Source organism: Agrobacterium sp. 719_389 (genome assembly GCF_900188475.1).
Lineage (GTDB): Bacteria > Pseudomonadota > Alphaproteobacteria > Rhizobiales > Rhizobiaceae > Agrobacterium > Agrobacterium radiobacter.
The window spans coordinates 420,441-433,129 of sequence record NZ_FYEM01000002.1 but is presented as its reverse complement, the minus strand read 5'-3'; the positions used below and the strand labels follow the sequence as shown (position 1 = coordinate 433,129).

General features: G+C 60.8%; 12 protein-coding genes. 2 read left to right on the top strand and 10 right to left on the bottom strand.

What is annotated here, in order from left to right:
- Genes CFB10_RS05735 through CFB10_RS05690 form a run of 10 tightly spaced genes read right to left on the bottom strand, consistent with a single transcriptional unit; the run spans nt 1 to nt 10,903 of the window.
- Nucleotides 1-711, bottom strand: a complete 711-nt coding sequence (locus tag CFB10_RS05735; RefSeq protein WP_020011942.1) for a ribonuclease activity regulator RraA — start codon at nt 709-711, stop codon at nt 1-3.
- Nucleotides 712-745: 34 nt separating this feature from the next.
- On the bottom strand, nt 746-1,543 hold the full coding sequence (locus tag CFB10_RS05730) for an NAD(P)-dependent oxidoreductase (protein ID WP_020011943.1): 798 nt from the start codon (nt 1,541-1,543) through the stop codon (nt 746-748).
- A gap of 9 nt (nt 1,544-1,552) precedes the next feature.
- A complete protein-coding gene (gene araD / locus CFB10_RS05725; protein WP_020011944.1) occupies nt 1,553-3,277 on the bottom strand; it encodes an L-arabinonate dehydratase in 1,725 nt (574 codons plus the stop codon).
- A gap of 37 nt (nt 3,278-3,314) precedes the next feature.
- On the bottom strand, nt 3,315-4,394 hold the full coding sequence (locus CFB10_RS05720) for an ABC transporter ATP-binding protein (RefSeq protein ID WP_026372504.1): 1,080 nt from the start codon (nt 4,392-4,394) through the stop codon (nt 3,315-3,317).
- 22 nt (nt 4,395-4,416) lie between these two features.
- Nucleotides 4,417-5,460 (bottom strand): carbohydrate ABC transporter permease, encoded by a 1,044-nt coding sequence (locus tag CFB10_RS05715; protein ID WP_020011946.1) that lies wholly within the window; start codon nt 5,458-5,460, stop codon nt 4,417-4,419.
- Nucleotides 5,453-6,421 (bottom strand): carbohydrate ABC transporter permease, encoded by a 969-nt coding sequence (locus CFB10_RS05710; protein ID WP_020011947.1) that lies wholly within the window; start codon nt 6,419-6,421, stop codon nt 5,453-5,455. The genes CFB10_RS05715 and CFB10_RS05710 overlap by 8 nt, the downstream gene beginning before the upstream one ends.
- A 57-nt stretch (nt 6,422-6,478) precedes the next feature.
- Nucleotides 6,479-7,750 (bottom strand): ABC transporter substrate-binding protein, encoded by a 1,272-nt coding sequence (locus tag CFB10_RS05705; protein WP_020011948.1) that lies wholly within the window; start codon nt 7,748-7,750, stop codon nt 6,479-6,481.
- Between the two features lie 21 nt (nt 7,751-7,771).
- Nucleotides 7,772-8,845, bottom strand: a complete 1,074-nt coding sequence (locus CFB10_RS05700) for a Gfo/Idh/MocA family protein (protein WP_020011949.1) — start codon at nt 8,843-8,845, stop codon at nt 7,772-7,774.
- Entirely contained in the window at nt 8,842-9,858 is a 1,017-nt protein-coding gene (locus CFB10_RS05695) for a Gfo/Idh/MocA family protein (RefSeq protein WP_020011950.1), read from the bottom strand. Before CFB10_RS05695 ends, CFB10_RS05700 begins: the two co-directional genes overlap by 4 nt.
- Nucleotides 9,851-10,903 (bottom strand): Gfo/Idh/MocA family protein, encoded by a 1,053-nt coding sequence (locus tag CFB10_RS05690; RefSeq protein WP_020011951.1) that lies wholly within the window; start codon nt 10,901-10,903, stop codon nt 9,851-9,853. The genes CFB10_RS05695 and CFB10_RS05690 overlap by 8 nt, the downstream gene beginning before the upstream one ends.
- A 104-nt stretch (nt 10,904-11,007) precedes the next feature.
- Between CFB10_RS05690 and CFB10_RS05685 the strand changes: the two genes are divergently transcribed.
- Entirely contained in the window at nt 11,008-11,721 is a 714-nt protein-coding gene (locus CFB10_RS05685) for a GntR family transcriptional regulator (RefSeq protein ID WP_020011952.1), read from the top strand.
- A 33-nt stretch (nt 11,722-11,754) separates the two neighbouring features.
- Nucleotides 11,755-12,675, top strand: a complete 921-nt coding sequence (locus CFB10_RS05680) for an SMP-30/gluconolactonase/LRE family protein (protein ID WP_020011953.1) — start codon at nt 11,755-11,757, stop codon at nt 12,673-12,675.
- Nucleotides 12,676-12,689 lie beyond the last annotated feature (14 nt).

Below are 12,689 nucleotides of genomic sequence, written 5' to 3'. Positions count from 1 at the left end.
TCAGCGGTTGTTCTTCTTGCGCCACTCCGCAAAAGCCGTCTGATGTTCTTCCTTGGTGCAGGGGTAAAGCCCGATGATCGTCTGGCCGGCCTTGACCTGTTCCACCACGAAATCCTCATAGGCCGTCATTTCCACCGCCTCGGTCGCCACTTCGTCGGCAATGCCCGCCGGAATGACGATGACGCAATCCGCGTCGCCGACGATGATGTCGCCGGGAAAAACCGGCGCATCGCCGCAGCCGATCGGGCCGTTGATTTCGATAGCCTCGTGTTTGGTCAGGTTGGTGGGGCTGGAAGGACGGGTGTGGTAAGCTGGAATATCCAGCTCGGCAATGGTGGCCGCATCACGGAAACCGCCATCGGAAACGATGCCCGCACCGCCGCGAACCATCAGGCGGGTCACCAGAATATCGCCTGCCGAGGCGGCGCTCGCATCTTTGCGGCTGTCCATGACAAGCACGTGGCCAGGCGGGCAGGTTTCGATGGCGACGCGCTGCGGATGGGCGGGATTGCGGAATTCGACGAGCTGGTTGCGGTCTTCGCGGGCCGGCATGTAGCGCAGGGTAAATGCGGGGCCGACCATGTTCTTGCCCTTGTAGCCAAGCGGGCGCACGCCCTGGATGACCTGGTTGCGCAGGCCGCGCTTGTAAAGCGCCGTCGCCAGGGTGGCGACGGAAATAGTCGTCAGTTTTTCGCGCGTTTCATTGTTCATATCTGTCTCCTCGCAATGGGCGGATGGATGTGTTTCAAGTCCTGTGAATGGGCTCGTCTATGAAGACGCCGCCCTGATATTTTGCGATCGCAGCCTCGGGATCGGGACGCGGCACATCGCGCTCGATTTCCGCGCGGTAGCGCGCGGCATTATCGCGCCGCTGCCAGCCGAGAAAATCGACATGGGAATTATCCCACCAGCTGTCATCATTGGCGGAAACGCCCCAGATGACCGGGCATCCAAGCTTCGGCGCGCAGAAGGTGGCCTCGATCAGCGAAACGAAGTCGCCGTAGCTCAGCCAGGTCGACAGCATCCGCCAGTTGGAGGGCTTTTCTTCGCAAGAGCCAATCCGGACGATGGCGGTCTCCTGACCGAATTTGGAATGGTAGAGGCTCGCCATCGCCTCGCCGAAAATCTTCGAGACGCCGTAAAGACCATCAGGCAGAAAGGGGGTATCGGGGGCAAGCTGTTTGCCCTGCGGATAATAACCGATCGTATGATTGCTGGAGGCGAAAAGAATGCGCGGCAGGCCGTTCAGCCGCGCCGCCTCGTAGAGATTGTAGACCCCGCGCAAATTGGCAGACTCAATCGGGTCGAAAGCCCTCTCGACGGAAACGCCGCCGAGATGGACGATGCCGTCGCAACCCTTGACGAGATCATGGACCGCCTGCCCGTCCTCGAGCGCGCAACGAACGAGTTCCTCGTGAGGTGCTGGCGAACCGATATCAACGACGTCAGAAAGGCGGATGGTTTCGGCGACATGGCCAAGCCGTCCGCGCAGCATGCTGCCCAGCTTGCCGCCGGCACCGGTGATGAGCAATCGCTTCAACATATGGCCCCCTTAGAAAATATCGGGCTCGCCGGCGGTGCGGCCGAAATCCGTCTGCAGGAAGTCGAAGTCACAGCCTTGATCGGCCTGCGTGACATGCTTGGAGAAGAGATAACCATAACCGCGTTCATAACGTGGCGCGGGCGCCTGCCACGCCGCTCGACGCCGGGCGATTTCCTCTTCGCTGACCAGCATGTCGAGGCGGCGCTGCGGCAGGTCGAGGCGCACGATATCGCCCGTTTTCAGGAGCGCGAGCGGGCCGCCGACGAAGCTCTCCGGCGCTACATGCAGCACGCAGGCGCCATAAGACGTGCCGGACATGCGGGCATCGGAAATGCGCACCATGTCGCGGTGGCCCTGCTTGATCAGCGCCTTGGGGATCGGCAGCATGCCCCATTCTGGAAAACCGGGGCCGCCGAGCGGACCGGCATTGCGCAGCACCATCACATGATCCGGTGTGACATCGAGGTTTTCGTCGTCGATCGCCTTTTTCATCTCCGGATAGCTGTCGAAGACCAGCGCCGGGCCTTCGTGCACATGATATTTCGGATCGCAGGCGGCGGGCTTGATGACGGCGCCGTCAGGGCAGAGATTGCCGCGCAGCACCGCAAGCGAGCCTTCCGCATAGACGGGGTTATCGAGAGAGCGGATAACGTCGTCATTGTAGACCTTCGCGCCTTCGAGGTTTTCGCCCATGCTGCGGCCGGTCACCGTCAGCGCCGAACAGTCGAGACGGCTTTCCAGCTGCTTCATCAATGCCCGCAGACCGCCGGCGTAATAGAAATCCTCCATCAGATAGTCTTTGCCGGAGGGGCGGACATTGGCGATCAGCGGCGTAACCCGGCCAAGCTCATCCAGCTCATCCAGCGTCATCGGCACGCCGGCGCGGCGCGCCATGGCGATGAGGTGCACGACGGCATTGGTGGAGCAACCAGTCGCCATGGCGACGATGGCGGCATTGCGAAACGCGGTCGCGGTCAGGATACGGTCCGGCGTCAGTTCCTCGCCCACCATCTCCACGATACGCCGGCCGCAACCCGCCGACATGCGCTGGTGTTCGGCATCCACCGCCGGAATGGAGGAGGCTCCCGGCAGGGTGAGGCCAAGGGCATCGGTGATGGCGGTCATGGTCGAGGCCGTGCCCATGGTCATGCAGACACCGGCAGAGCGGGCGATGCCGCCCTGCACGCCGCGCCATTCCTCGTCCGTGACGTTACCGGCACGGCGCTCGTCCCAATATTTCCACGCATCCGAACCGGAACCGAGCACTTTCCCGGCATAATTGCCGCGCAACATCGGACCAGCAGGCAGATAGATCATCGGCACGCCGGCCGAGATCGCACCCATCACGAGGCCGGGTGTCGTCTTGTCGCAACCGCCCATCAGCACCACGCCGTCGAGCGGATGCGAGCGGATCATTTCTTCCGTCTCCATCGCCAGCATGTTGCGGTAGAGCATCGATGTCGGCTTGGTGAAGCTCTCATCGACCGAGAGCGACGGCATTTCGACGGGGAAGCCCCCAGCCTGCAGCACGCCGCGTTTCACATCCTTCACCCGCTCGGGGAAATGCGAATGACAGGTGTTGAGCTCCGACCATGTGTTGAGGATACCGATGACGGGTTTGCCGACGAAATCCTCCTCCGCATAACCAAGCTGCATCATGCGCGAGCGGTGGCCGAAGCTGCGCAGGTCGTCGGGCGCAAACCAGCGGTCGGAACGGAGTTTTTTATCGGTCATGTCAATGGTCCTGCATTGCGGGTTGCGCCTGGAGCTGTCAGTCCTGCCGGAGCGTCAGCCCGCTCGTCGTATCGAAAAGATGGATGTGTTCCAGCGGCGCCGACAGGCGGATGACTTCGTCCGCCGATGTCGAGGTCTGGCCGGAAAGATGCAGCGTCACCCGGGTGCCATCCCCGAGAGTACCGTAGAGGTAGGATTCGCCGCCCAGCTGTTCGGCGGTGCGCACAGACATGGTCAGTGCGCCTTCGCCACCTGCCTGCACATGGTTCGGGCGGATGCCGAGCGTCACTTTCTGACCGGGTTTGTAGGCAAAACCGGTCTGCGGTAGCGGGATCAACTCGCCGGTCGCGATCTTCAGGGATGGCGTTGCATCCGAAGTCACTTCGCCAGCAAAGAAGTTCATCTTCGGCGAACCGATGAAGCCCGCCACGAAGAGATTGGCCGGGCGATTGTAGAGATCAAGCGGCACCCCGAACTGTTCGAGCTTGCCGGCGCGCAGAACGGCAATCTTGTCGGCCATGGTCATGGCTTCCACCTGATCATGCGTCACGTAGATCATGGTATTGCCGAGACGCCGGTGCAGGCTGGAAATCTCGCCGCGCATGTCGACGCGCAGTTCCGCATCGAGGTTGGAAAGAGGCTCATCGAAAAGGAACACGCGCGGCTCGCGCACCACCGCACGGCCGATAGCGACGCGCTGACGCTGACCGCCGGACAGATCCTTCGGGCGACGCTCAAGAAGCTGGTCGATCTGCAGCATCTTGGCCACCTGGGTGATCTTCTCGACGATGTCCTTCTTGGGCGTGCCGATATTCTCAAGCCCGAAGGACAGGTTTTCACGCACCGTCATATGCGGATAGAGGGCATAGGACTGGAACACCATGGCGAGACCACGATCCGCGGCCGGCACGGTGTTGACCACGTCACCGCCGATGACGATATCGCCGCTGCTCAGTTCTTCGAGACCGGAGATCATGCGCAGCAGGGTCGACTTGCCGCAGCCGGAAGGGCCGACGAAAACGCAGAATTCGCCGTGTTTGATATCGAGATCGACACCCTTGATCACATCGAGGGCACCATAAGTCTTTTTGACCTGACGAAGCTCTATACTTGCCATTGTCGTGTTTCCTCCCTGAGGATTATTTGCCGCCCGTCGATGCAATGCCGGTGGCGATGTATTTTTGCAGGAACATGAAGACCAGCGCGATCGGCGCGAGCGTCAGCACCGTCATGGCCAGTAGGTTGCTCCATTCCGTCGTCATCTCCCCCTGGAAGGAGTTGAGCGCCAGCTGCAGGGTGAAGTTGTCGTTGCGGGTCAGCACGATCAGCGGCCAGAGGAAGTCATTCCAGCGCCACATGATCGCAAGGATCGCGAGAACCGCAAGCGCCGGCGCCGAAAGCGGCAGGATGATGCGCCAGTAGATCTTCCATTCGCTGGCCTTGTCCATGCGGGCGGCATCGAGGATTTCATCCGGGATCGTCAGCATATATTGCCGCAGCAGGAAGACACCGGTCGGGGTGGCGGCACCGGGAATGATGACGCCCCAGAGACTGTTGATCATGCCCAGCTGGCTGGTGATGAGAAACAGCGGCACCAGCACGACGGTCTGCGGGATCATCAGCGTGCCGACAACCAGCGCCAGCACCACGCCCCTGCCCTTGAACTGGTATTTCGAGAGCGCAAAGGCCGCCATGGAATTGACGATCAGCATGATGAGGGTTGAGGTCACCGTGATGAAGGTCGAGTTCCAGAAATAGAGCGGAAAATTGAAGCGCTGGAAAAGCTCGGTGTAGTTTTCCGTGGCGAGCGCCACCTTTTCAGCCGGTTTCAGTTCGTTGAACTGCATTTTCAGGACTTCAGTGGGCTTTGTGGGATCAACCACCTGGGCAACGAGGCCGATGCGCCTGATCATGCCGAACTTGCGGCCATCCTTGTCGACATAGGCCGGCAGCGGCGCTGCCTGCCCGTCCACCACCACCGTTTCCTGGCTATAGGGCAGGAGGCGCGGCGGGAAGCGCTGGAGATCGGCTTCCGTCTTGAACGAGGAGAGCACCAGCCAGACGACGGGACCGAACATCATCAGCACGGCCACGCCGAGATAGGCGTAGGACAGCCAGTCGGTCCAGTGCAGCTTGCCGTTACGGCCGCGCGTACGGGTCAGAAATGCGCCAATCCTAGCCATCGACCTTGCTCCTGTTTGCCCGGAATTGCAGGGCGGTCAGCACCACGAGCACCACGGCGAGCAGCAGCGAAGCGGCAGCCGCAAGGCCGAAATTGCGGGGCGTCCCGGCAAAGCCGGTCTGATAGATAAACTGAATGATGAAGGTGGTCGCCGAACCCGGGCCGCCGCCCGTGAAGGCAAAGACTTCATCGAAGGTCTGCACGCCCTTGATGAGCGACAGGACGAGAACGACGAGCATGGTGGGAGCAAGCAGCGGCAGCGTAATGCGCCGGAAGATGCGCCAGGGGCTTGCCTTGTCGAGTTGCGCCGCCTCATAGACATCGCGCGGGATCGCCTGCAGACCGGCCAGAAGAATGAGCGTGTAAAAGCCCATATGCGCCCAGACTGAGAGGAAGACCGACCAGCCGAAGGCAAGATTGGCTTCGAGCAACCAGTCGACCGAACCGAGGCCGAGCCCTTCCATCGCGGCGTTGAGAACGCCGAAACGCTGGAGAATCCACTTCCAGATCAAGGCCACAACGACGGGTGACAGCAGCACGGGGAAGAAGAAGACGGCACGGAAGAACCCCCGCGCCCGTATATCGCGGTTAAGTACGATGGCCGTGATCAGCGAAAAGCCGACCATGAAACCCACCTGCAGCACCACGAAGAAAACCGTGTTCCAGACGGAGCGCCAGAACAGGTCGCGCTGACAGGAATTGGGGTCGAGGTAGTTCTGGCAGGAAAGAAGGACCGAGAAATTTTCGCCGCCCACGGCAGGGCGTTCGGAAAGCAATATGTGTTCGCTGCCGGTCACGGAATAGGCCATGTTCAGCACGATCGGCAGAAAGGCGAAGACCGCGAACAGGATCAGGTTGGGTGTGAGAAACACCCAGGCAATCCGCCGGTGGCCGAGAACCTTCTGAAGGAAGGCAAAGGGCAGTTCGACGATACCCATCACGGGCGCAAGAAATTTATACATGAGGGTCCTCCTTCGATCCGGCGCGGCGCGGCATGCACCGCGCCGGAAGGCGATGGATCACTTCGCCTGTTTCAACGCTTCCTCAAGGTCCGTCTTCGCGCGGGCCATGGCTTCATCAACCGTGCTTTCACCGACGATGGCCTGCGTGATGCGCTGGACGGAGATGTTGAACATGGCGCGATTGTTCTTGTAACCCTGATAGGTGTAGGCAATCGGGCTGAGGCTGGGGATCTGGTCCAGCCAGGCGTTCATGGCCTTTTGCGTCGCAGGCGTCGCACCGGTATAGGTCACACCCTTGTCGGCCACGGCCTTGTGGGCCGGAACGTTGCGGGTGCGAACGGTGAAGTCGAGATAATTCTCATCCTGAGCAAGGAAGTTCAGGATGTCGGCAACGATCTTCGGGTTCTTGGTCTGCTTGAAGCCGACAACGCCGGTGCCACCGGGCATGCCGGTGCAGGCAGCGCCGCCACAGGGCTGCGGCACGACTTCCCAGTCAAACGCATCGCCGACCTGGCTGTCGAAACGCGCGGTCTGCCAGCTGCCGGAATAATAATAGACCAGCTGACCGTTGATGAATTCCTGTGCGGCGTCACGATAGGTGTTGCCGCCCTGTCCGGCCCAGACGTCGCGCGCCATGGTGCCGTCCTTGTTCCATTCGACGAATTTCTTCACGAAGGTCGTGAAGCCTTCATCGACGAGAATGGGCTTACCATCGGCGTCGAAAATCTTTGCGCCATAGGAAATGGCCGGACCGGCAATGCGGTGGCCGGAACGGTCGATGGCCATCGGATAGGGCGTACCGGTTGCCTTGGCGACGGCGCTAGCAGCCTTCGCCCAGTCATCCAGCGTTGCATCCTTGCCGGGCACGGCCACATTGGCCTGATCGAACAGGGTGCGGTTGATGAAAGCACCGGTGATGGTGAGCTGGGTGTGCATGCCGTAGATGCCCTTGTCGTCAGGGCCGCTGCGGTACCATTTCAGCACGTTAGAGAAATTGTCTTCCCAATATTTCGCGTCCACATAGGGCGTGAGATCGAGATAATAGCGGTTGAGACCACCAAGGTCGGTTACGGTTGCGAAATCCGGGCCGCTGCCGCCGGCGAGCTGCACGGGCAGGCCTTCCAGCAGCGCCTTGTAGGGTACGACGTCAGTGACGATCTTGACGTCCGGATGCTGCTTTTCATAACGCGCGAGAATGTCCTTGAGGATCTCACAGCCATTGCCGTCATAAGCGCAGGTGAAGCGCACTTCCTGCGCCGCCTGGGCGGCGCCGGCAAAGGACGCCGCGCCAATAGCGAGCGCCAATGCCATGCTGTATTTTCTGGTCATCTGGTTTCCTCCCTTAGATGATTATGCGTTGGCAGATGCGCGCGGGGCCCAGCCCTTGATCCACTCACCTTCAGCGGCGTCGGACAGGCGAACCGGCTTTCCTTCCCTGACCGAGCGATAGATGGCGGTGACGAGTTCGATCGACTGCAAGCCGTCATGAACTGTGACTTCCTTGCCGCCGCGTCCTTCCATCGCGTCGGCAATGGCTTCGACAAAACCGGCAAAGCCGTTTTCGCCATCGGCCACCGTTGCCAGAACAGCGTCGATCTGATCCTGCGTGGTCGGTGCACGGGCGATGAAACGCCATGTGTCTTCAGCCGGGCGGTAAGGCAGCGTGCCGCTCTCGGCCGTGAACCCTTCAAAGCAGAAGCGAAGACGCGAGGTATCTTCGGCCGCACCGAGCGTGACCGAGCTCGTCGCCAGCGCACCGCTTTTCATGCGGAAGCTGAGCGCCGCGCAGTCTTCGGTTTCGATCTTGTTGACGCGCGTATCAGCCATGGCGAAAACTTCGTCGACCGGGCCGAGAACGTGGCAGAGAAGATCATGGGCGTGGATGGCGTGGCCGAGGATCGCGCCGCCGCACTCTCCCTTCCACGTACCGCGCCACGGAATGTCGTAATAGCTGGCGCCCCGGTTCCAATGGACTTCCGAGCTTGCGACAAAGGCCTTGCCCGCAAGACCGGCATCGATCAGCGCGCGCATCTGCCGCATGGCGTGTCCGAAACGATATTGGAAGACCGGAAACACACCGCGACCGGTCTTCTTGACAGAGTCGATCAGCGCGTTGGCCTCCTCCAGAGAGCGGACCAGCGGCTTTTCGCAGACCACATCCTTGCCCGCAGCATGCGCCTTCAGCGTGACAGGGAAATGCAGGTGCGGCGGCAGACACACGTCGATGAGCTGGATGCTCTCATCGGCCAGAACCTCATCGAGATCGGTGGTCAAACGAATGGAGGTATCATCGCCGGCGACGGAGCGGGCACGCTCCAGATCGAGATCGCAGATCGCCTTGACGACAAAGCGTTTGGGCAGCGCCCGATAGCCGCTCAGATGCTGGGCGCCGATGCCGGCGCCAATGATGGCAACACCGATCATTTCGAGGCTCCCTCAGCCTTGGCCTGTGCCTGAAGCGAAAGGTCGCAGACCTTGAAGACGTGTTCCTGCGTCATTGCCGTTTCCGTGCGGTTGCGGATATCGTCGCAGATACGGGCGAAATAGGGCAGACCAGCACCGGAAGCATCAATATACTCGCAGCGATCGCCATTCACGAGAATGAGGCGGTCTGTGCCTTCCGTATTGCCGACATCGACATATTTGCGCAGCTCGATGTAACCCTCGGTGCCGAGGATCGTCAGGCGGCCGTCACCCCAGGTCGGCAGCGCATCGGGCGTGTACCAATCGACGCGGATATAGCCGTGGCCCTTGTCACCACGCAGCACGACTTCGCCGAAATCCTGCAGGCCCGGATCATCAGGGTTGGCATAATTGGCAACGGTGGCAGCCACGATCTCCACTTCGGTCGAGCCGGTAAAGAACATGAACTGGTCGATCTGATGGCTGGCGATATCGGTGATGATGCCGCCGTAAGCTTCACGCTCGAAGAACCACTTCGGACGGATCTGGCGGTTCAGACGATGCGGGCCGAGGCCGACGGTCTGAATGACGCGGCCGATGGCGCCCTGCGCGACGAGTTCAGCCGCCTTGGTCACGCTCGGAACTTCAAAACGCTCGGAGAAATCGACGGTCCAGATGCGTTTGGTCTTGGCCACGGTCTGGCGAAGGCGATCGAGCTGTTCGAAGGTGGTGCAGCCTGGCTTGTCGGACATGACATCCTTGCCGGCTTCCATGGCGGCGATGGCGAGGTCGGCACGCTTGGAGGGGATATCGGCAATCACCACGAGGTCGATGGTGCCATCCGCAAGCAGGGCTTCCTTCGATGCCGCACGCGGCACATTCGGGAAGCGTTTGACGAAACCTTCCACGACATCGGGTTCGCCTTCGGTCCACCAGCCGGCAAATTCCGCGCCAGCGTCCAGCAGATTCTGGGCCATGCCGAAAATATGCCGGTGCTCTATGCCGAGAGCGACGAACTTGATTGCTTTAGTCATCCTGAAGTTCCACTTCCTTGCCGATGTCGGCCGAGTTGATGATCGCGTCGATCAATCTGTGAGACAAAAGAGCCGCGTCACCGGTGACGACCGGCGGGCGTCCTGAAGAGATGGCGTCTACGAAATCCTCGAAGACACCCTGATGCCATTCATGCGTGAAAGCCATTGGGTCGGCGCCGCCGCCCGTGCCGGCGGCCGCGCCGCCGAAAGTCTCGTGCCGGCCATCACGCCAGTCGACATGCAACAGGCCGGAGGCGAGCCGCAGGCTGGCGTTGTCGAAATGCAGGAGGATCGATTCCGCAGCGCCGGGGAAACTTGCGGTGCTTGCGACGAGCGAGCCGACAGCGCCGTTCTTGAAGCGCAGACCGGCAGAAACGTAATCTTCGGTTTCCATGCGATGGAAACGCGTCGTGGCCGCCATGGCCTGAACACGGGCGACCGGCCCCGTGAGGCTCAACGCCAGATCGATCGTATGAATTGCCTGGGAGATCAGAACGCCGCCGCCATCGCGCTCCAGGGTGCCGCGGCCCGGTTCATCATAATAGGATTGCGCGCGCCACCAGGGCACGGAAATTTCGCAGAGGCCCAGCGCTCCGAGCGCGCCGCCATCGACAAGCTCACGGGCTTTCTGCGATGCAGCCCGCATGCGGTGCTGGAAGATGATACCAAGCGTGACGCCCGCGTCACGACAGAGGGCGACAAGACCGTCGGCTTCCTGCGTATTCCGGGCGACCGGTTTTTCCATCAGGATGTGCTTGCCCGCTTTCGCGAGCTTTCCGACGATATCGATGCGGGCATTGGGCGGCGTCGCGATGATGGCGAAATCGACATCCGCATCACGCGCCGCTTCCTCGATCGAGGAATAAACGATGACTTCATATCCGGTGTGTTTCGACGCTTCCGCGGCCAACGCCCTGGCGCGGCCGGAACCGCCATCAACGATTCCCTTCAGGCGAATTTTCTCAGGGCTTGCCGCACAGGCAAGCACATGCGTCTTCGCCACCATTCCGGCACCAACGATGACGCAGGTCTTGATATTTTGCATTTCGGGAGCCTCCTTCCCAATGCGCAATCATTGGCATACCGGTATTCCGGTTGTCAACACACTTGTGTTCCGGTATACCGGTTATGAAAACGCTGGAGGGGTAAATGCCGAAAATTCCCGTAACAGGCGGCACCGTGCCGACGATGGAACGACTGGACCTTCACCGTCCGGTCGTTGACCAGATCTATTCCGCGCTGAAATCGGCCATCCTTTCGCGGGAGCTTTTTCCCGGCCAGGCGGTTTCGGAAAACGAAATCGGTCAATCCTTCAGTTCCAGCCGGACGCCGGTGCGCGAAGCGCTGAGCCGCCTGCGGGATGACGGCCTGATCGTCACCCTGCCAAGCCGCGGGACCTATGTTTCGCGATTATCGGAAAAGAACATCCGCAGCGCGCAATTCATCCGCGAGGCTCTGGAGGTTGCAGCGGTTAGCAGGCTTTGCCAGATCGGCCTGACGGCAGAGGCCGAACTGGAGATCGAACACACCCTGAACGGCCAGCGCGAGGCCATGCGCCGCGGAGACAGAAAGGCTTTCCGCGTGCATGACGACCAGTTCCACAGCGCGCTTGCCGCTGCAACGGGTCTCGAGAGACTGGAAACGCTGTTGATCCGCGAAAAGGCGGGGCTGGATCGCCTGCGCGCCCTCGCCATCACCGACGAGGCGCATATGGCACGCCTGCTCTCCGAACATGAGGCGGTTTACGACGCGATCAAGGCGGGGGACGAAGCCCGTGCGGCCGACGATTTGCGCAAGCACTTAAGGCGTGTCCTCGGCATTCTTTCGCAGGTTTTCGAGAACCATCAGGACTATTTCGAATAATTCTGCGGCATCTTTTTCAACGGTTCGAGCACCATGAATACGGCAAATCCCGGACAAACGCTTGCCATGTCGCAGGCGAAACTTCTTTGCGGCACGATGAGCACACTTGCGGAATCCCCTGTTTGGGACGAGCGGCGACAGGTGCTTTTCTGGTGCGACATCCTCGGCAGGACGGTGCGGTCTGCAGCGCTTGAGCCGGGTCTCTATCGCGAATGGTCTTTTCCCCACACGGTATCGAGCCTCGGGCTTTGTCAGAACGGCAATCTCATCGTCGCCTGCGGCATGGATATTATCATCCTCGACCCGGAAAGCGGAAAAACGCGTCTCCTCCATTCCATTCCGGCACCGGACGGCATCCCCTGCCGGCTGAACGACGGACGGATCGACCCCGACGGCGCTTTCTGGGTGGGAACCATGCACAATGTGCCGCTCCCGGACATGCGGCCATATGGCGAACTTTGGCGGATCACCGAAAAGAACGCCGAGCGCATGCAGACCGGGCTGACATGCCCCAACGGGCTCGCCTTCTCCCAGGACGGATCGATCATGTGGCAAAGCGATTCCGTCCAGAAATGGATACGCCGGCGAAAATTCGACAGCAGCAACGGCAGGTTCGATGAGGGCGTGCTGGTGGCCCAGATGACGGAAGAGACAGGAAGACCCGATGGCGGCTGTCTTGATAGCAGCGGCAACTATTACAGCGCGGGCGTGTCAGCGGGCTTGCTCAACGTTTTCACATCCGACGGCAAGCTGGCGGATGTGATCAACGCTCCTGTCCCGCACCCCACCATGCCCTGCTTCGGAGGGGCCGATTTCAATATCCTATTCCTGACATCGCATCGCCACAACATGTCCGAAGACCGGCTTGCGAAAGCGCCATTTTCGGGTGGCGTCTGGGCGATCCCGACGCAGACGAAAGGGTTCGCCGGCTTCCGTTTTGGCGAAGGCGGATAACGCCCGGAAGTCGG